This is a genomic window from Acrocarpospora sp. B8E8 (assembly GCF_039871605.1).
Lineage (GTDB): Bacteria > Actinomycetota > Actinomycetes > Streptosporangiales > Streptosporangiaceae > Acrocarpospora > Acrocarpospora macrocephala.
In genome coordinates, this window is sequence record NZ_JBDPLV010000098.1 from 1 (window position 1) to 19,665 (window position 19,665).

The window sequence follows — 19,665 nt, forward strand, 5'->3', positions numbered from 1 at the left end:
AACCAGCACAGCCAACCTGACGGCCGTTGTGGCTTGCTTGAGCCGTATGCCGCGATGAGTGGCACGTACGGTTCTGAGGGGGCCGGAGCACGGTAACGTGCTCCGGCTACCCGGCATTGTTTCATGCTCTGGCCAGGACTCACGCGATCTTCGATGAGGAGCACATAGTCGCCTATGCCGGGCTGGAGCCGGTGATGCGGCTGGCCGAGCGCTGTGGCCTGGCTGCCCTGGTCGGCGAGCACGTGGCGATCGGCGACCGGCTCGGGGTGAACGCGCCCGCGAAGGTGGCCTCGATTGTGGCCGGGATGGCCGCGGGGGCCGACAGCATCGAGGATCTGGACGCGCTGCGGCACGGCGGGATGGACAAACTGTTCGACGGGATCCGCGCCCCGTCCACGCTCGGCTCGTTCCTGCGCGCGCCGGACTGGGGCAACGTGCGGCAGTTGGAGAAGGTCAACCGGCAGATGCTGGCCCGTCTGGCCGCGTGCACGCCGCTGCTGCCCGATGTCGGCGTGCTGGCGTTCATCGACCTGGATTCGATGCAGCGGCGCACCTACGGGTACGCCAAGCAGGGGTCGGGATTCGGGCACACCAAGATCGGTGGCAAGAGTGTGCTGGTGCGCGGCCTGAACGTGCTGCTGGCCACGCTGTCGACACCGGTGGCGGCCCCGGTGGTCTGCGGCAGCAGGCTACGCGGCGGGTCGGCGGGGTCCGGGCGTGGCGCCGAGTCCTTCGCCCGCGAGACGATCGGCGCCGCCAAAGCCGCCGGGGCCGGGGCCAACGCCGACAGCTTGGTGGTGTTACGCGGCGATTCGGCGTTCTACACCGCCGGGGTGGTGGCCGCCTGCCGCGACCACGACGTGCGGTTCTCGGTCACCGCGAAGATGGACAAGAAGATCAAAGCGGCGATCGCGGCCATTCCCGAGGCGGCGTGGGTCGCGATCAAGTATCCGAACGCCGTCTTCGACGAGCAGGCCGGCCGATGGGTGTCGAACGCTGAGATCGCCGAGATCTCCTATACCGCGTTCGCGTCGAAGAGGAAGCGGGCGGTGACCGCGCGGCTGATCGTGCGCCGGGTCAGGCGGCTCAACCCTCAAGCGCAGGCCGGCCAGGAGGAGTTGTTCGCCACCTGGCGTTACCACGCGATCTTCACCGACAGCCCGTTCCATCTGGTCCAGGCCGAGTCCCAGCATCGCGGACACGCGGTCATGGAGCAGGTCAACGCCGACCTGATCGACGGGCCGCTGGCCCATCTGCCGTCGGGGGTGTTCACCGCGAACGCCGTCTGGCTGACCCTGGCCGTGCTCACCCATAACCTGCTCCGCGCGACCGGCTGCCTGGCCTCGGCGTTCCACGCCACAGCGCGCGGCGCGACGCTGCGCCGTCAGCTGATCGCGGTCCCCGCGCGCCTGGCCCGGCACGGCCGTGCGGGCGGGAACGGGCATATCACGCTGCACCTGCCCGAGCACTGGCGCTGGCAGAGCGCCTGGCGGAACGCCTTCGCCGCCGGCCACGGGCCACCCCGCCGCCGCGTGGCCTGACCCGCCGCAAACCCCTGGTCATCGCCCAACCGACGACCTCGCCGGTCACCCTACGCCTTCGGCGCCCCCAGAGCCCCGAGCCCATGCACATGTGGACAAGCCGCGACCCGCGCGCGGCAGCCCTCCCACACCCGAAAATAGGGCCTTCAACTGCGGCAACGGCCCTCGTGGAGAAATTGGACCCGAAAATGATCACCAGGAATTACACGGTGGATCCAGGCTCAGAGTAAGGATCTCCATATTCTTCGTACAGAGCATCGTAGTCAATCCGCAGGAACCGTACATCGGGCTGGAAGAAGCGGTCCAGATCAAACGGATTACCCGTCAGCCGCTCACCGATTCTGATGCACGACTCCTGCCAGACCTCCCGGACGGGCATCTCATCATTGGAGTCCCCTCCTCGCGTCTCGCCCGACTGATGTCGCGCAAGAGAACCGCTCTCGAATACGAGTCCCTCCAGATACGGGTTGATCGCATCGGGATCAAGGCCCTGGCGATGCGAGGGGTCGTTCACATTGAACATCGCCGTTATAGGCTCGAACATCACGGGCACGAAGCGGACGCGGATCCGGCCGCCTACCGCATAGGTGACCGAATTATTCCCATCGATATCCCAGAACACAGTGAACACTCGTCGAGAATTCTGACTCAGCGCGATTATCTGGGCGGTCAAGGAGAACCCGGATGCCGTTAGTTCGAGGATCTCCGTCCAGCCGTTACGGGGAGGCGCGACGATCGCGGCATGCCCTTCCTCATCGTCATCCGTTGGGACCGCCCGAAGCGCGGATACTAAGGTCGTCACGTCTATGTCATCGCACCAGGTAAGACAGAATGGCCAGGGAAGGTCAGTGGCGAAGTCCATGCAAACTCTCGTTCTCGTCCGACAAGTTTAGATGAGCCTGCGTGGGAGCCTGTGGGGCTCAAGAACTCGAATCACTGTCAGCGCAGAGCCCTTCATCTGGTGGGACGGAAGGATTGAGGGGCGCCGAGCGGCTGGTCCGGATCCCTGGGATCATGTTTCGTGATCTTATCCACGGTGTACGCGGTCACCCGGCGCTTGCTGTCTTTGCCCGCACTGCTGTTACGGCGCGACGCCTCCAGGGAGGCGGAGCTGCTGGTGCTTCGCCATCAGAACACGGTCCTGCGCCGTCAAGTCCCACGGGTGCGGTATGAACCAGCCGACCGCTGGGGAAGTGCGAAGTCCTCTCAGCCCGCCAACGCAGAACCAGACATCAAACGCATCATGAATTCCTGCGATCCCACAACGGTCACCAGACGCAGCCGAGCTCCTCGCTGTCGTCCGCGGCCGGCCGGGTCTCCGAAGCGACATGCTGGTAGTGACGCGGCGAACCGCCGTTCCACGTGCGCCACACCTTCCGCTGTCCGGCCGCGGTACCGCAGGTCATGAGGACGGCGTGGGCTTCGCCCCGGAAATCGGCGTCGACCGTGGGCGAGCCCGGCGGCAGCAGGGAGTAGAACTCGTTGCGGTCGAGACCCCGACACTTTCCCCCGCCGGCGCTGCACGTGTAGTGGTAGACAAGCTTCCCGCCGGGGATCGCCGTGCCGGGCGGGTAGGCGGTGCCAAGCGCGGAGGGGGCCGACGCCCAGGGCGAGAAGTGGATGGTCACGGTGGTGCCGAGCTTCGACGGACCGGCGGGCGGGTCCTGGGCGACGACCGCGTTCGGCGTCGGGTTGAGGACGTGAACCTGGTTGCAGACGAACCCCTTCGCCTGGAGATCGGCGCAGGCGGCGTCCGGAGCCGTGTTGACGTAGTTGCCCAGGGCGCAGTTCTCGCTGTAGTGGGTCAGGGTGACCCGGCCGCCCACGGCGACGGGGGTGCCGCCGGGCGGATTCTGGTCGTACACCTCGTTGACGGGACGGCCGGTGCCGGCGGCGCAGTTGCCCGCTGCGGGCACGCATTCGAGCCCTTCACTCTTGATGGTGGCGCAGGCGTCCGTGACGAGGGTGCCAACGACGTTGCCCGGGGTGCTCTCGCCCCGGTAGTACCGGAGCTGGACCAGGTCGCCGATCGCGGCGACGGCGTTGGCGGCCGGCGCCTGGGTGCTGACCTGGCCGGGCTGCTTCCCTGCGGGCGGCGGTCCGTCCACGGTGCTCTGGCACCTCATCTGGTACTGCTGCTTGAGTCGCTCACACGCCTCGGCGAACGGCTGGTCGGTGACGTTCGGGAGCGCGATCGTCTCGGGGTAGGTGAGGGCGACGGTGTCGCCACGGGCGACCTCGGTGTCGGCGAGCGGATTCTGTTCGGACACGACGCCGAGTTCCTCGGGCGCCAGGGCGGGGCCGACGGCGACGCCCTTCTCGCACTTCAGCTTCACGGCGGCCAGCTCACGGCAGGCCTGCTTGTATGGCAGCCCCCGCACGGCGGGGGTCAGCAGCGGGCCCACGTATCGGACGTCCACGCGGCTGCCCTCCGCGACCTGCCGACCGGCCGCCGGACGGGTGTCGAGCACGTCGCCCGCCTCCAGTCCGGCCGTCTCCTCGGAGGCCGGTACGGGCCGGCAGAGCAGGCCCGCCTGGGTGATCGTCGCGCACGCCTCCTGGTAGGGCGTACCGCGTTCGATCGCGGGCACGGTGACCTTCGTCGTGGTCGTCGTGGTGTCCGCTGGGGGCTGGGAGGGCTCGATGTCGACCTTCGGGGACCGTGTCGGCTCGGTCGACGGCTTCGCCTCCGGCTGCTCGGGCACTCTGTTCTGCCCTTCAGTATCGGTGAGTTCCGGCCCAGCGCCCTTGTCGGCGTAGCGGTGGCGGCCACCGGCGTCCACCACGAGGGTCCTGCGGTCGTACTGGTTGTTGGCCCAGACCCGGCCGCTGGTGACCTTGAGCTCGAAGACGCCCGGCTGACCGGGGACGTCGAGCGGCTTGCCGACGGCCTTTCTCTGGCGGAGGTCGACCTTCCACAGCCTGGGCTCGGAGTGGTCGGGGACGTAGGCGAAGTCGCCGAGCATCACCGGCGCCGCGAGTTCGGCGCGGGGGCCCGCGTTCAGCTCGACGTTGAAGGCGTGTCCGGTCCGGGGGTCGAGCACCGCCAGGCGGAGGCTCTTCGGATCGACGGCGAGGACGTGCCGGCCCGCGCCGCGCCAGGCTCCGAGGAAGACCGATCGGCCGGACATCCCGAGCTTGCCGACGGCCCTGGGCTCGTCGCCGTCGATCGCGTACGCGGTGCCGTCTTCGGTGACCGCGATCGGCTGGGAGTCGGCGACCGTGACGCCGACCGGCGGGGCGCCGAGGCGGATCCGGCGGACCTCGCGGCCGCCGGCGACCTCGATGATGTCGCCCTTGTCGGTGACCACCCAGATCGAGTCGGCGGCGGGCACGGCCTCCTTGATGCCCTCTTCGACGGCCAGCGGCGCGCCTTTGGACGCACCCGGCACGGCGATCTTGTCGATCGTGTCCTTCTCCGAGTCGACGAGGTATCCGTCCGACTCGGTGGACACCACATCGATCTTCCCGGCCGAGGCGGGCCGGTCGTCGGCGGACGCGTCGGCGGTCAGGGTCGCGGCGTCCAGATAGATCACCTTGCCGGTGTCCTCGTTGACGACCGCCAGGCGGCCCCCCGGCAGACTTACCGGCTGGAGCTGCTCCTCGCCGGTGGCCAGTTGCATGGCGACCTCGGCATCCGATCTGCCCGTCTCGCTGTTGACGCGGGCGGTCGTGTGTCCTTTGCCCAGGAACGCCGACCCGTCGCTCAGAAGGGGCCGTGCCGCCGTGTAGCCGATCCCGGCCGCGGCGGCGAGAACGCCGCCGAGCATGACGACGGCGAGCAGCGCGGCGCCGACCCTGTTGGCGGGGCGCCTGGGGCCAGGCAACCACTTCAGCTTCACCAAAGCTCCTTCGTCCCAATTTGCCCGTGTGTGGCGGCCAGGCTACAAAGGTAAGGCCATCCATTGAATGGGGAGGAGTCCCCAATACGAGCGAGGAGCCGCGTCGTGGGTGACGGCGAGCTGCAAATTGTCGCAAATGGGGCGAAATACGAAGTTGGACCAGAAGAATTGTTTACTTTTGGACGTGGAGAAAGCTGCACGGTCCGCTTGCCACCGGAAGACACGACGATTTCGCGGGTGGCCGGCGTGGTGGAGTGCCACGGATCCGTCTGGTTTCTCCGCAACCCCAGCGAGACGCGCCCCCTCGCGATAGTCGACCGCTTCGGCCTGCGCAGCGTGCTGCCCCCGCTGAGCCGGGCGGCGGTCGAGGGCCGCGTCCGGGTGGTCGTCGAAGGCGCGCACACCCACGAGCTGGTGCTGCACGCCCCAGAGCCGGCGCAACAGCCGCCCGCGGCGGGCACCGGGACGGCCACGACGGCCGGCGAAGGCGTGCTGATCAACGACCAGGACCGGCTGGCGCTCGTCGCGCTCTTCGCGGGCTATCTCCGGGAGGGCGACCGCTACGACCCGAACCCGAAGTCCTACGCCGCGGCGGCCGCACGACTCGGCTGGCCCCGCACCACTTTGGTCAAGCGAATCGAGTATTTGCGTACCCGATTAGACAAATCGGGCGTTCCGGGCATGCAGGGATGGAACGCCTTGAGCACCCTCGCCGAGTACGCCCTGACGACGGGCCTGATCACGAAAAACGATCTAGGTCTCATTAACTCCTGATTCGGAGTTGGGAAGACATTCCCATATCACTCGGACGGCCCGCACTCTAATCTCCTATATCTATGGACCCCAGCCGCCTCGATGTGATGCCGCGTGCGCAGCATCCCCTTTCTCATCATTCGGCGGACATTGATCACAACGAGGTGCCTACCCCGGCCATGTCACCGCCCGCCATCCCGGACGTGCGCCCGCTGGAGCCGCTGTCCGGTTCTCCCCTGGCCACCGCTCCGGCCGTCCACGCCCTCACCGGGGAACCGGTCCGGATCCTGGTGGTCGTCGAGGATCTCGATCCCGTCCTGTCCCGCCGGATCCGCGGAGAGTGCGGCGCGCTCGAGGCGGTCCTCGCCGACCTCGATCCCACGGTGGTGCTGCCCATCGTGGATCACGGCGTCGACGCCGAGGGACGGCCCTATCTTCTGCTGTCCCGGCCCGGTTCCGAGCTCACCGGCCCGCTCCCGCCCGCACAGGTGGCCGCCGCCGCGGAGGCGCTCGCGGCCGGTCTGACGGCGCTGGCCGAGCGGGGCGTGGTCGGGCCGCCGCGCGGGCTGCACACCGTGCGGCCCGGCGTGATCGCGCTCGGCACTCCGCTGCCGCCGGCGCTGGCGGAGCTGGAGTCCACGGTCGGCGGAGGGACCGGCCTGGAGCCGCCGGAGGTGCTCCGTGGCGACGAGTGGACTCCGGCCGGGCAGGTCTACGCCTGCGCGTGGTCGTTGTGGACCCTCCTCGACGGGCGGCCGCCCCACGGACGGGGGTCCGCCACGCTGGCCCGGATGATCGCGGCGCCGCCGGCCCGGATGCGGGCCGACGTACCGGAGCCGATCGTCGACCTGCTGCGCACGGCGCTCGCCGCCGACCCGGCCGAACGGCCCGCCACACCGAGGGAGTTCGCCCGCGCGCTGCGCGCGGCCGGCGCCCCCGGGAATCGGCAGCTCGGCAGCCGATACGTGCTGGAGACCAGGATCGGCTCAGGCGTCAGCGGCGAGGTGTGGGCCGGCCGCCGGACCGACGACCACGCCAAGGTCGCGGTGAAGGTGCTCCGGGAGCACCTCATCGAGGACGAACTCGCGACGGCCCGCTTTGTCCGTGAGTACAAACTCCTGCAGCGCCTCCACCACCCGCACCTGCTGAAGGTGCACGACCTGGTCGTGGAGGACGGGGTCATCGCCATCGTGATGGACTTCGTCGAGGGCGAGGACCTGCACCGGACGGCCCGGCGGGGTCCCCTGTCCCATGCCGTCGCGGTCGAACTCGTCGCTCACACGGCCGAAGGGCTGGCCGCTGTGCACGCCGCCGGGCTGATGCATCGGGACGTCAAACCGGCCAACGTGCTGGTGACGCGGCGCGACGGCCGCCAGGTCGCCCTGCTGTCCGACTTCGGCATCGCGCGGTCGGTGGAGGGCGCGTCCCACACCCAGCCGATCGGCACACCGGCGTACCTGGCTCCCGAGATCGTGGCCGGACGGCCGCCGACCCCGATGGCCGACGTGTACGCGCTGGGCGTGACCGCCTACGAACTGCTGGCCGGGTGGCTCCCTTTCCAGGCCGCGAGCATCGACGCGCTGGTTCGGGCGCATCTCGACGGCACCCCCTCCCGGCCGGACGGCCTGGACGACCGCGTGTGGGAGCTCCTGGCCGCGTGCCTGAGCAAGACCCCGGACACGCGGCCGACCGCCGCCGAGGCCGCCGCCCGGTGGGCCGAGATCGCGAGATCCGGCCCGGCGGGCGAGACCACCCCGCCACCGGTCGAGCCGGCCCGCCAGTCGCCGCCTTCCGTGGGGTCGATGACGCTCACCTCGGCACGGCCGCTGCCCGTGCGCCCCCCGGAACCACCGCCGCGCCGGTCCCTGCGGCCCGCCTTGATCATGGCGGCGACGGTGCTGCTCGGTCTCGCGATCGGGGCCGGAGGAGCCGTGTGGCAGAACGGGCTGCAGGGCGATCCCCCTGCTCCCTCGCCTTCTCCGTCCGCGCGGCAGTACCCCGTGCCCGCGTCGATCGCCGTGGGCGCGAAGGGCACCGGGACGATCACCTGGACCGGCCAGGCGGCCAAGCTGCCCGGCTTCCAGGGATTCCTCGTGGTCGGTGTCAGCGGCGACCGCGCCCGTGCGGTCTCGCCCGCTCTGCTTCCCGGCGACGAGACCTCCTACAAGATCAAGGGCCTTCGGCCGGGCCGCGAGTCCTGCTACCTCGTCATCGCGGTGGGCGTCACCGCCGCGCCGCCCGAGATCCCCCCACCCGCCACCTGTGTGACCCCAGCAACGTGAGGACATCAGATAAATGACCGCCTACCCTTCCGCCGACCCGCGCGGGGTCGCCGACGCGGTGACCGCCAACGTCGAACAGGTGCTGCGCGGTAAGACGGAGGCGATCCGGCTGGCTCTCTCCTGCCTGCTCGCCGGAGGCCACCTGCTGATCGAGGACCTCCCCGGCACCGGCAAGACCTCGCTGGCGAAGGCGCTGGCGGCGAGCATCGGCGGCACGTCGCAGCGCATCCAATTCACGCCCGACCTGTTGCCGACCGACATCACCGGCGTCTCCGTGTGGGATCCGGACCGCCGGGCCTTTGAGTTCCGGCCGGGCCCGGTGTTCGCGAACGTGGTCGTCGCGGACGAGATCAACCGGGCCTCCCCCAAGACGCAGTCCGCGCTGCTGGAAGTGATGGAGGAGGACCAGGTCACGGTCGACGGCCAGACCCACCGGGCGCCGACGCCCTTCCTCGTCGTCGCCACCCAGAACCCGATCGACCTGGAGGGCACCTATCGGCTGCCCGAAGCCCAGCTCGACCGGTTCCTGATGCGGATCTCGCTGGGTCACCCCGATCCGGCGGCGGAAGAGGAGATCCTCACCGGACGCGCCCGCGCGGCCCTGCCCGTCCTGCGGCCCGTCACCTCTCCTGAGCAGATCGACTGGGTGCGCCGCGCCGTGGCGACGGTCCACACCGCCCAGGAGATCGCCCGCTACATCGCGTCGATCGCATACGCCACCCGCCGGCACGAGGCGCTCCGGCTCGGCATGAGCACCCGCGGCAGCCTGGCGCTGTTGCGGGCGGCCCAGGCGCACGCGGTGTGTGCGGGCCGGCACTACGTCGTGCCCGACGATGTGAAAGCGACCGCTTCGGCCGTCCTGACCCACCGGATGGTGGTGTCCGCGCAGGCCGAGGTGCGCGGAGTGAGCGCAGCGGACGTGCTGGCGGAGGTGCTCGACACGGTACGGGTGCCGGCTCCTGTCGCTGCGGAGCGAACGTGAACCGGCTGACGGTCACCGGTACCGGCGTGAGCGTCGCGATCAGCGCGATCGTGTCGTACGCGGCCGGCGTCGCGCTCGGATATCGGCTGCTCGTCGTCCTGGCCGTCGCCGGGCTGGCGATGCTGGCCGCAGCCGCGGCGGCGGTCGCGATCCGGCCCTCGGTCGTGCTGACCCGGGCGGTCCGGCCCGACCGGGTGACGGTCGGGGAGCCCGCCGAAGGGCGGCTCGACGTGCGCAACAAGTCGCGGTGGCCGGCGCCCGCTTTCACCGCCGTCGACCTGGTCGGCGGCAAAGAGGTCCCGCTCACGGTCCGCGCGCTCGCCGGCAGAGGGCGACGGGCCGTGCACTTCCCGGTGTGGGCCGACCGGCGCGGGCGGCTGCGGCTCGGGCCGCTGACGGTAGAGCGGGGCGATCCGGCGGGCCTGTTCGCGTGGCGGCAGCGCCAGACCGGCGACGGGGTGCTGTGGGTGCACCCGCGGGTCCATCCGATCCCCCCGCTGCCCGTCGGGATCGTCCTCGACTACGAGGGCCGGACCACCGACAACGCACGGCTGGGCACCGTGACGTTCTCCTCTCTCCGGGAGTACGTGCCCGGCGACGACCCCCGCCGCATCCACTGGCGGTCCACCGCCCGTACCGGCGTGCTGACCGTACGGGAACACGTGGACACCACCGAACCCAGCACGACCGTGGTGCTCGACGCCCACCCTTCGGCCCTGGACGCCGACGCGTTCGAGGAGGCCGTGGAGTTCGCGGCGTCGGTGGTGCGCGCGGTCGAACGCATCGGCCGCCCTGTAACGCTCCACATCATGGGCGAGCGGCCCGCGGACGTGGTCGCCACCGGCGCCACCGGCTCCCTCGACCGCCTGGCCCTCGCGCAGTCCACGAACGAGGCCGATCTCGTCGGCGGGCTGGACCGGCTGTCGTCCGGGGGCGCGCTGGTCGTGGTCACCGGGAAGTTGGAGCCGGCCGCGATGGCCCGGCTCTCCGAGCAGCGCCGCCGATTCTCGCCGGTCGTGCTGGCGATGATCGATCCGGCGAGCGGAAACACGGGGGTCCGCCGCCGTCCCGGAATCGGCATGCTGACCGCCCGTTCGGCGGTCGAGGCGACCGCCGCCTGGCACCGCATGATCAATGGAGACGTCGGATGAGGGCCATGCGGGTCATCGTCGCGGGGGCACTCGGAGTGCTCGCCGGGTTCGCGTTCTGGCCGGTGTTCGGCGGCGTGTCGAACGCTTTCATGATCGCGATGGCCGCCGTGATGGCGGCGGCGGCGCTAACCTGCGCGGCAGCCCTGACGCTCCCGCGGGTGCCACCGGTCGCGTCAACCGTGACGGGCGCCGCCCTGGTGGTGGTCGCCGCCATGGTCGCCACCGGCAGCGGCATCGGGCTGGTCGACGGCCCGCGGCGGCTGCTCACCGGCGCGGTGCCCGCCGAGCCGTCCGGCCCGGCGCTAGCCGCCGTCGCGGTCGCGGCGGGCTGGGGGACACTGGCCGCCGGGTTGCTCGCGGTGCACGCCGCCCGGCCGCTGTCGGCCGCCGCGCCACCGCTGGCGTGTCTGCTGCTCGCGCTGGCGCTCGGCGCCTCGGGGCCGCCGCTGCCCGGGTGGTACGCGCTTCCGGTGGTGGCTCTGCTGGTCGCCCTGCTCGTCGCCGCCCGGCCCGACGCGCCTTCGCCCTCGGCGCTCGCCGGAGGTGTGCTCACGGCTGTCGTCGCGGTCGCCGCCGGCGCGCTGCTCGGGCCCGTCGCGCCGGTGCTCGGCCGGTCGCCCGCGGACGTCCGCGACCTCGTGGCCGCCCCGGTCCTGCCACGTACGGGGGTGAGCCCGCTCCAGCAGTACCTGGCATTGCGTGACGGCGCCCGGCTGCTGCGCGTCACCGGAACCGCGTCCCACCCCGGCAGCCTGCTGCGGATGACCACGCTGACCAGGTTCGACGGCTCCTACTGGACGGTCGAAGGCGACTTCCGCCGCGCCGGCGGAACGCTGCCGACGGGCCGGGAACCGGCCGGCCGGCGGGTCACGCTGACCCAGCGGGTGAACGTGGAGGCGGGCGAACTCGACTGGCTCCTCACCGCCGGACGCGCCACTGAGGTCTCGGTGCCCGGCCTCGGCGTCGACGAGATCACCGGCGACGTCGCCGTCCCCGACGACACCGCGCCGCCCACCCGCTATTCGGCGTCCTCGGCCATCACCCAGGCGACCTTCGAGGAGATCCTCGCGGCCACGCCGACGCGGGCGTCGGCGCCCCTGACCCCGGCCGTGCCGCCGCGGATCGGCAGCTTCGTCCGCAAGGCGGTCTCCGGCTGGTCCCCGGGACCGGACCAGATCCTCGCCCTCTACCGCGCGTTCACCAAGACCGGCGGCTTCCGGTACGACCAGTCCGCCGAAGCGCCCGGCGGGCACGGCTACTTCCACATCCTGCGACTCCTCCAGGACAGGCGCGGCACCAGCGAGCAGTACGCCAGCGCGTACGCCGTCATGGTCAGGCACCTCGGCTACGAGGCCCGGGTGGTGATGGGGCTGCGGCCCGACTACACCGGTGACGCCTTCGTCGCGGAAGGCCGGCACGTGTACGCCTGGGTCGAGGTCCACTTCGCCGGCCTCGGCTGGGTCGGCGTCGACCCGAGCCCGTGGCGGAACACGATCGGCACCCGGCCGGACGCGCCGCAGACCATCAGCAAATCCACCCCGCTGGACGATCCGCTCCAGGACGCCGACGCGTCCCCGCCCCCGGCCGCCCCCATCCCCGTCGAGGAGGACGACGTGGCGGCCGAACCTGCCGGCTCCGTCGCGCCCCTGCTGGCGGCCCTGGTGCTGGCGGTCGTCGCGCTGCTCGTCGCGGCGACACCCCTGGCGAAGGCGGTCCGCCGGGCCAGGAGGCGGCGCTCGCCCTCCCACCGGCTCTCCGTCTTGGGCGCGTGGCGGGAGACGCTCGACCGCCTCCAGGAGGCCGGGATCCCGGTGCGACCGGCGCAGACCACCGGCGAGGTCGTGGCCGCCGCTGGCCTTTCGGGCGCCCTGCCGACGCTCGCCGACGCCGTCGACCGGGCCGTGTACGCACCGGAGGAACCCGATCCCGCGCTCAGCGCCGACGCCTGGGCGGCGGCGGCCCGGATCCACGGCGAGGTGCGGGCGACGATGCCACCCGCCCGACGGCTCGGCGCGGTCCTCGATCCACGGCCCCTGCTGAGATGACGAAACGGCCCGGCGGTCAGACCGCCGGGCCGTTGCTCGATTGAACGTCAGTTTCCGTGGACGGCCATCGCCTTCAGCGCCGCGTCCACTTCGGAGTCCGAAACCGGGGTGGCGACCAGCACGTCATCGGCGTCGTCCTCGTGGACCAGCCAGATCTGACCCGGGCCTCCGTCGAGGATCGCCAGGGAGCCGTCGACCCGGGCGCCGCCTTTCACGTCGGCGCGGGCCAGCCGGGTCACCCGCCGCCAGCCGCCTTCAGGGGCTTGGACGACATCGTCCAGGCCGGCTGCTTTTGAAGCACATCGCCGTCGTCGCCCGGACTCCCCGCAGCCTTCAGACCGGTCGACGAGGTCCGCCAGGACCACGGCCAGGTCGGTGCCGGCCGGGTCGAGGGCGAAGAGGTGGATGGGGTCGTCCACGAGATGCCGCACCACGCCCGCGTCGCTGGTCATGACCTCCCACCGAAGCACCGATCCGGAGATTGTCTGCTCCACGGAGAGGTGGGCCCGGTGATCTCCCACCGCGCCGATCAGCACGGCCAGTTCTTCGGACGGTTGCAGCACCCCGTCCTCGTCCGGGGCGAGCAGGCCACGGGCGACGAGCGACATGAGGAAGCCGTGGTCCAGCACCGAGTGGAGCTCGGGACCGACGGCGTCGTAGCAGCTCGCGCCGACTCCGGGAAACGACCCCGCGCCGAGGCCGTGGGCGATGGCGGTGAGCTCATCGCCGGTCAGCGAGATGACGTCGGCTGTGTTCACCACGGCACTCGGATCCTGGGCGGCTTGGGGAGCAGATCCTTGACGAACGCGCCGGCCTTGCTCGCCCCATCGGCGACCTTGTCACCGACCCACTTGCCGGGAGCGGAACACGCGGCTCCGCCGACGATTCCACCGCCGATGCCGAGCGCCAACTTGGCTCCCGGGTGGGGGATGGGAACCGCCGCGCCCGCCTTGGCACCGGCCATCGCGCACGCGCCGACGGTGGCGGATTCGCCCAGCGCCGCCGCGGTTGCCCTGCCCACGCTCGCGCCATCCCGTAGGCGGTTGTTGAACGCGTGCACAGTGCGACCGGCGTGACCCGCCACCTTGCCGATCTTGTCGGCTCGGTCGACCAAGGTCCTCAACTGAGAATGCAGCTTGGGGCCGGCGAGCAAGGTGCGCCAGCGTGGGCCGTTCTGGGCGTGGGCGTAGCCGTATCGATGGCGAAGCAATTTGATCGCGATGCTGTTGACGGTGGTCAGCCGCCCGAACAGCCAGGTGTAGGGACCGAGCGGGCCATGTTCGCCCGGCGGTGCGAAATTCTCCTTCAACGCCTTGCCGAAGGCGGGCACGATGCCCGGTCTGTCGGCCTTCTTGGCCGCGGCGCCGGTCTCACCGAACGACCCCGCCGCCGCCGTCAGCGCGTCTGCGGCGCGTTCGAGCCAGCCGCGCAGCGACGGCAGCCCCGCGAGGACCTGCCGCGCTTCGGGCGGCAGATCCCCCGACTGCATCGTGAGGTCGGCGGCCGCCTCACGTACCCGCCGGGCCTGCCCGCGTAGGGACTCGTCGGCGGCGAAGAGTTCGTCGAACACGAAGATCCGCAGGTTGAACGCCGACATGTCATCCGGTCCCTTCTAGGAGGGCCGCCTCGAGCTGGCTTTTCGCGACCCGGAGATCGGCTCGGGCGGTGTCGGCCTTGTGGTCGTACTTGCGGGCGATGGCCTGGAGTTCGCCCGTCATCCCGTCCAGCGCCGCGCGGGTGGAGCGAACCGTCCCGGCCGCGCCGTCCGCCTTGGTCTTCGCCCGTTCGACCCGGACGGACTTCGAGCGCATCGCGCCGGTGTCGACGGACACCCCGGACAGCGCGGCGGTGATGCCGTGGATTCGTCTGGCCGCCGACCGGCACGCCTGGGCGTGGCCGTCGGCCTCGTCGGCCGCGTCGCGCAGGGCCTTCACGCGCGCGGTGAGGATAGCTACGTTGCTCACCCGGTCAGCTTCGCCCGCGCCCGGTTCGCCGGGATATCGGAAACCCTCCCCATCCAGCGCGGGGGGCATTGGGGAGGGCTTCCGATTCCGCCCACCCCGGTCTCGTTCCTAACGTCGGATCCAGTCAAGACCGACGACAGGAGAAGCGCATGTACCAGCTCGACCCGGCACAGGCACACGAGTTGGCGCGGAAGTTCGGCCACCAGGCGGACGTCGAGACCACCGCCCTGATCCGCGACATGAACGCCGGGATCCACCGGATGCAGACGATGATTGGCACGCTCACGGCGGGCGTGAAGGGCATGGACTGGAAGGGCCGACGGGCCACCTCGTTCGACAACCAGTGGGAGAGCGAGTTCCGGCCCGGCCTGCAGCGCATGCAGCAGTCGATGCAGGAGTTCACGCCGACGCTGGAGCGGATGAAGCTCGCGCTCAAGGAAGCCGAGACGGCGATGCACGCCCACGCCCGCGACACCGAAGCGATCGACCACGGCCGCTGAGCCCGGGGTGAAGGAGCGACTGCCATGGAGTACGAGGTCACGATCGCCGACCAGGGTGGGACCGCGACGCCGCTGCTGATCAGCGCGGGCGAGTCGGCCACCGTCCGAGGCCTGGTCGAAGCGATCGGCCGCACGCCGGACGCGCGGCTGTATCTGGAGTCGGAGTGGCTGCGGCCCGACCAGCCGCTCTCCGCCACCTCGCTGCGCGCCGGCGCTCGCCTGGCGTTCGCGCCCTCGTCTGCTCCGGCGGCGGTTCCGGCGTCCCGTTGGGAGGCCGCCGTGGTGGGCGGGCACGGCGCCGGGACCGCCGTGCCGCTCGGCGACGGCGCGGCGGTGATCGTGGGCCGGGCGCCGGGAGCCGGGCTGGTGCTCGACGATCCCGAGGTCAGCCGACGCCACGCCGAACTGCGCCTGAACGCGGACGGCACCGTGGTGGTCGCCGACGCGGGCTCGCGCAACGGCATCGGCTGGCGTGGCCACCGCATCGGCGCGGACACGCCGGTGCCCGCGGGTGACCTGGTGCGGATCGGCGAGTCCATGGTCACGGTCCGGCCCGCCGCCCCAGGTGACGCCGAACTCGACCAGGTGGGTGGTGCACGCCGGTTCAACCGCCCGCCCAGGATCGCGCCGCCACGGAGACGTCTGGAAGTGGCCGTTCCGTCCGCGCCCGACCAGCCGAAGGGCATCCGCTTCCCGCTGGCCACCGTGCTGCTGCCGCTCGTGCTCGGCGGAGTCGTCTACGCGCTGATGCCGAGCTCCGCCATGTTCTTGATCTTCCTGGCGCTGTCGCCGCTGATGGCCGTGGCCCACGTCATCACCGAACGCCGCAGCGGCCGGGGGGAGTACAAGGAGAAACTTCGCGCGTACGAGAGCGAGATGGCCACCGTCCGGGCCAGGCTCGGCGCGATCGCGGTCGCGCAGGAGAAGGCCGCCCGTGAGGCGCTGCCCGACCCGGTGGCGGTGACGCGGATCGCGACCGGCCCGTCCGGCCGCCTCTTCGAACGCCGGCCGGACGACGACGACTTCGGGCGGTTGCGGGTCGGGCTGGCCGACCGACCGGCCGACGTCCGGCTCACCGGTCAGGGCGCGGACGCCGAGGAGCCGCCGACCGTCTACGCCGTCCCGGTGGCTCTCGACCTGGTCGCCGCGGGTGTCGCCGGGGTGGCCGGGCCGCGCGCGGCGATCCTGCCGATCGCCCGTGCGCTCGTCGCGCAGGCGGCGACGCTGCACGCGCCGCACGATCTCGGCCTCGTGATCTTCTCCGGTGAGGACACGGCGCCGGACTGGGAGTGGGCGACCTGGTTGCCGCACACCCTCCCACACCGGCCCGACCTGGCCTGCCGCCGGATGATCGCCACCGATCGGGAGATGGCGGAGACCCGGATCGCGGAGCTGCTCCGGATCATGGAGGAGCGACGGTCCGGGCTGCGGAGCGGGGTCTCCCAGGGTAGGCGGCTCCTCCTGGTTCTCGACGGCGCACGCCGGGCGCGCAGCCTGCCCGGCCTGGCCGACCTGCTGGCCGAGGGGCCGGGCGTCGGCATCTACGCCGTCTGCCTGGACCGGGCGGAGTCCGATCTGCCCGACGAGTGCCGGACAACGGTCGTGGCCGACTCGTCCGGCGCCCGGGCCCAAGTGTCCGGAGCGGACCTCCCCGATGAGGAGGTGCTGACGGATCGCCTGCCGCAGGAGCTCGCCGAGAAGATCTCCGGCTCGCTGGCGCCGATCCGGGTACTCGGCGCCCGGTTCAGCGAAGACGGCGACCTGCCCGAGCGGGTCCGCTACCTGGATCTCGCCAGGCTCGGCGCCCGCCCGCACCGCGACGAGGTCCTCGCGCGCTGGGCCGCCCAGCCCGGCGGACGCGGCACCACGGCGCTGATCGGCGTGGACGGGACCGGCCCCGTGGCCGTCGACCTGCGCCGGGACGGTCCCCACACCCTGATCGCCGGAACGAGCGGTGCCGGAAAGTCCGAACTGCTGCAGACGCTGGTGGCCTCACTCGCCCTCGGCAACACGCCCGACGCGCTGAACCTCGTCCTGGTCGACTACAAGGGCGGCAGCGCGTTCGCCGAATGCCGCGACCTGCCCCACTGTGTCGGCATGATCACCGACCTCGACGGCCGGCTGGCCGACCGGGCCCTCGCCTCGCTCACGGCCGAGCTGCGCCGCCGGGAGACCATCCTGGCCGAGGCCGGGGCCAAGGACATCGAGGACTATTGGGCCCGCACCGGCGGCCGGCTGCCCCGGCTGGTCATCGTCATCGACGAGTTCGCCACGCTGGTCGAGGAGCTCCCCGACTTCATCACCGGCGTCGTCGGAATCGGCATGCGCGGCCGGAGCCTCGGCGTCCACCTGGTGCTGGCGACGCAGCGTCCGGGCGGCGTCGTGAACGCGGACCTCCGCGCGAACGTCAACCTCCGCCTCTGCCTGCGGGTCACCCGCCCAGACGAGAGCACCGACGTCATCGACGTGCCCGACGCCGCCCGCATCTCCCGTCTCCACCCCGGCCGCGCCTACCTGCGCACCGGGCACGGCGACCTGGCGACCCTCCAGTGTGCCCGCATCGGCTGGCCGAGAGACGACGCGCCGGACGCGCGGGCCCGCGCGGACGCCGTCACCGTCGCTCGTCGCCGGATCACCGAACTCGGCCGGGCCCGTCTCGTGGACGGCCCGGCCAGCCCGGACGACGGCCACGCCGGTAACACCGATCTGACGGCTCTCGTGGCGGCGATCCGGGAGGCGGCCGAGCACAGTGGCGTCTCGGCGCCGCCGAGTCCCTGGCTTCCCCCGCTCCCGGACCGGTTGACGATCCCCCTCGCCGAAGACGGCGGCGCTCCGCCCCCGATCGCCCACATCGGGCTCGCCGACCTGCCCGCGAGTCAGGCCCAGTCGCCGTTCCTGCTGGACCTGGAGCAGGCCGCACCCACCGTGATCGCCGGGATGGCGCGCAGTGGCCGCTCGACGGCGCTCCGCACCTTGGCGGCCTCACTGGCCGCCGCCGGCAGCCCCGCCGACCTCCACCTGTACGTCCTCGACCACGGCAACCGCGCGCTGACCTCCCTCGAAGCGCTCCCGCACTGCGGCGCCTACATCGAAGCCACGGAGACCGACCGCACCACACGGCTCCTCGACCTGCTGACTTCCCAGATGACGGAACGGGCCCAGATCCTGGCCGCCGGCGGACACGCCTCGCTCCGCGAACAGCGCGCCACCGCCGCCCCATCCGACCGGCTCCCCTATCTGGTGCTCCTCATTGACCAGTACGAGTCCTTCCTCGCCCGGCACGCGGAAACCGACGGCGGCCGACTCGTCGAGACCCTCGACGGCCTGCTCCGGCGCGGCGCCGCGGTCGGCATCCTCATCGTGCTCACCACCGACCGTTCCGGCTTCACCCACCGCCTCGCCGGCACGGCCGCCACCAGGCTGGTCCTCCGGCAGGCCGATCGTGACGACGCGGCCGTCTTCGGCGCCGACCCGCGCGCCATGTCCGCCACGCCCCCGGGCCGGGCGATGGCGATCCCCGCCGGGATGGAGGTGCAGATCGCCCTGCTGACCCCCGACCCGGACGGCGCCGCGCAGGCCGCCGCCGTGGAAGACCTGGCCAAACGCCTCACCGACCGCTGGGAGCGGCTACCGGCGACGGCCCGCCCCCACCGGATCGACCGGCTCCCCGCCTCGATCGACCTTGCCGCACTCGAAGAACTGCGGGGCACGCGTATGACGTCCACCCCGAGCACCTGCACGGTCGGCGCCGGCGGCGACCATCTGCGGCCGATCGACGTGGACCTCATGGACACCGACTCCGTCTTCCTGGTCTCCGGGCCGCCCCGCTCCGGCCGTAGCGCCGCGCTCGCGGCTATCGTCTCGTCGCTGCGCGGCCGTGAGAACGGCGAGCTCTCGGTCCTGCTCTGCTGCCCGCGTCGATCCCCGCTGATGGAACTCGCCGGCCTGCCCGGGGTCGTCGCGGCGCTGCACGGGTCGGCGATCGCAACGGACCTCGAGGAGACGATCGCCCGCACCCGCGGCCCGCTGGCGGTGGTGGTCGACGACGCGGAACGGCTCTCGGAGGGCGTCGCCGCCGACGTCCTCGACCGGCTCGTCCACACCGCACGCGACGACGGCAACCTCGTCATCGCCGCCGGAACCACCGACGATCTGGCGATGTTCCGCTATCGCAACTGGATAGCCAGCCTGCGCCGCGCCCGATCAGGACTGCTGCTCAACCCGACGTCGTACGTGGACGGCGAGGTCTTCGAGGTCAAGCTTCCCCGCTCGACGGGGGGCGGTCAGATCGCGGGTCGTGCGTTGCTGATCCGGCGCGGGCAGAGCACGTCCGTCCAGGTACCGCGGGTCTCTCCACGGTGACGCGGATCCCGCCGCCCGGGATTTTCGGGCTGTCGCTTGAACACTGGTCGCTGATCGCTCCGCGTCGACCCTGCGCCTGCCGACAATTACATCTGCCCAGGTCATGACCATATGGGGCTTCGCGTGGCGTGGGTGAGTTCCGGCCACCAGAAGAGGGAAACGCGTGCGCCATGATGATCGGCCATGCTCCTCCGCCTGGCCTATCTCGCCGTTACGAACGCCTTCGCCGCGCTGCGGTTGCTG

13 protein-coding genes are annotated in these 19,665 nt (G+C 71.6%); 8 read left to right on the forward strand and 5 right to left on the reverse strand.

The genetic code is table 11. From position 1 onward, the window contains the following. The first annotated feature begins 116 nt into the window (after positions 1 to 116). Positions 117 to 1,541 carry an IS1380 family transposase gene (locus ABGB08_RS48975; protein WP_347605611.1) on the forward strand — a complete coding sequence of 475 codons (1,425 nt, stop codon included), beginning with the start codon at positions 117 to 119 and terminating at the stop codon, positions 1,539 to 1,541. 202 nt (positions 1,542 to 1,743) lie between these two features. Here ABGB08_RS48975 and ABGB08_RS48980 read toward each other — a convergent pair whose 3' ends face one another. Together ABGB08_RS48980 and ABGB08_RS48985 are read right to left on the reverse strand one after the other, a co-directional pair. Further along, the gene (locus tag ABGB08_RS48980; protein ID WP_347605614.1) at positions 1,744 to 2,403 is read right to left on the reverse strand and encodes a hypothetical protein; all 660 of its coding nucleotides are present in this window, start codon (positions 2,401 to 2,403) and stop codon (positions 1,744 to 1,746) included. A 406-nt stretch (positions 2,404 to 2,809) separates the two neighbouring features. Beyond that, a complete protein-coding gene (locus ABGB08_RS48985) occupies positions 2,810 to 5,383 on the reverse strand; it encodes a PASTA domain-containing protein (RefSeq protein ID WP_347605617.1) in 2,574 nt (857 codons plus the stop codon). Between the two features lie 105 nt (positions 5,384 to 5,488). Between ABGB08_RS48985 and ABGB08_RS48990 the strand changes: the two genes are divergently transcribed. The 5 genes from ABGB08_RS48990 (at position 5,489) to ABGB08_RS49010 (ending at position 12,596) form a co-directional block, all read left to right on the forward strand. Further along, positions 5,489 to 6,157 (forward strand): FHA domain-containing protein, encoded by a 669-nt coding sequence (locus ABGB08_RS48990; protein ID WP_347605619.1) that lies wholly within the window; start codon positions 5,489 to 5,491, stop codon positions 6,155 to 6,157. A 143-nt stretch (positions 6,158 to 6,300) separates the two neighbouring features. Beyond that, positions 6,301 to 8,418 (forward strand): serine/threonine-protein kinase, encoded by a 2,118-nt coding sequence (locus ABGB08_RS48995; protein WP_347605622.1) that lies wholly within the window; start codon positions 6,301 to 6,303, stop codon positions 8,416 to 8,418. Positions 8,419 to 8,431: 13 nt separating this feature from the next. Continuing rightward, entirely contained in the window at positions 8,432 to 9,400 is a 969-nt protein-coding gene (locus ABGB08_RS49000) for a MoxR family ATPase (RefSeq protein ID WP_347605625.1), read from the forward strand. Then, positions 9,397 to 10,551: a DUF58 domain-containing protein gene (locus ABGB08_RS49005; RefSeq protein WP_347605626.1), complete on the forward strand. Its 1,155-nt coding sequence runs from the start codon at positions 9,397 to 9,399 to the stop codon at positions 10,549 to 10,551. Before ABGB08_RS49000 ends, ABGB08_RS49005 begins: the two co-directional genes overlap by 4 nt. Continuing rightward, the gene (locus ABGB08_RS49010) at positions 10,548 to 12,596 is read left to right on the forward strand and encodes a transglutaminase domain-containing protein (RefSeq protein ID WP_347605629.1); all 2,049 of its coding nucleotides are present in this window, start codon (positions 10,548 to 10,550) and stop codon (positions 12,594 to 12,596) included. Before ABGB08_RS49005 ends, ABGB08_RS49010 begins: the two co-directional genes overlap by 4 nt. 47 nt (positions 12,597 to 12,643) lie before the next feature. Here ABGB08_RS49010 and ABGB08_RS49015 read toward each other — a convergent pair whose 3' ends face one another. The 3 genes from ABGB08_RS49015 to ABGB08_RS49025 are packed head-to-tail and all read right to left on the reverse strand — an operon-like array spanning position 12,644 to position 14,560. Further along, positions 12,644 to 13,357 carry a hypothetical protein gene (locus ABGB08_RS49015; RefSeq protein WP_347605632.1) on the reverse strand — a complete coding sequence of 238 codons (714 nt, stop codon included), beginning with the start codon at positions 13,355 to 13,357 and terminating at the stop codon, positions 12,644 to 12,646. Further along, on the reverse strand, positions 13,351 to 14,193 hold the full coding sequence (locus tag ABGB08_RS49020) for a hypothetical protein (RefSeq protein WP_347605635.1): 843 nt from the start codon (positions 14,191 to 14,193) through the stop codon (positions 13,351 to 13,353). Before ABGB08_RS49020 ends, ABGB08_RS49015 begins: the two co-directional genes overlap by 7 nt. A 1-nt stretch (position 14,194) precedes the next feature. Beyond that, on the reverse strand, positions 14,195 to 14,560 hold the full coding sequence (locus ABGB08_RS49025; protein WP_347605638.1) for a hypothetical protein: 366 nt from the start codon (positions 14,558 to 14,560) through the stop codon (positions 14,195 to 14,197). 149 nt (positions 14,561 to 14,709) lie between these two features. On the opposite strand from ABGB08_RS49025, the gene ABGB08_RS49030 reads away from it, so the two are divergent. Both ABGB08_RS49030 and ABGB08_RS49035 read left to right on the forward strand, forming a co-directional pair. Next, the gene (locus tag ABGB08_RS49030) at positions 14,710 to 15,060 is read left to right on the forward strand and encodes a WXG100 family type VII secretion target (RefSeq protein ID WP_347605641.1); all 351 of its coding nucleotides are present in this window, start codon (positions 14,710 to 14,712) and stop codon (positions 15,058 to 15,060) included. A 24-nt stretch (positions 15,061 to 15,084) separates the two neighbouring features. Continuing rightward, complete coding sequence (locus ABGB08_RS49035; RefSeq protein WP_347605644.1) at positions 15,085 to 19,422, forward strand: FtsK/SpoIIIE domain-containing protein; 4,338 nt, start codon at positions 15,085 to 15,087, stop codon at positions 19,420 to 19,422. The last annotated feature ends 243 nt before the right edge of the window (positions 19,423 to 19,665 follow it).

Coding starts and splice junctions, on each gene's coding strand:
- ABGB08_RS48980 (WP_347605614.1), bottom strand. CDS start 2,403: ATGGACTTCGCCACTGACCTTCCCTGGCCATTCTGTCTTACCTGGTGC.
- ABGB08_RS49000 (WP_347605625.1), top strand. CDS start 8,432: ATGACCGCCTACCCTTCCGCCGACCCGCGCGGGGTCGCCGACGCGGTG.
- ABGB08_RS49010 (WP_347605629.1), top strand. CDS start 10,548: ATGAGGGCCATGCGGGTCATCGTCGCGGGGGCACTCGGAGTGCTCGCC.
- ABGB08_RS49020 (WP_347605635.1), bottom strand. CDS start 14,193: ATGTCGGCGTTCAACCTGCGGATCTTCGTGTTCGACGAACTCTTCGCC.
- ABGB08_RS49030 (WP_347605641.1), top strand. CDS start 14,710: ATGTACCAGCTCGACCCGGCACAGGCACACGAGTTGGCGCGGAAGTTC.
- ABGB08_RS49035 (WP_347605644.1), top strand. CDS start 15,085: ATGGAGTACGAGGTCACGATCGCCGACCAGGGTGGGACCGCGACGCCG.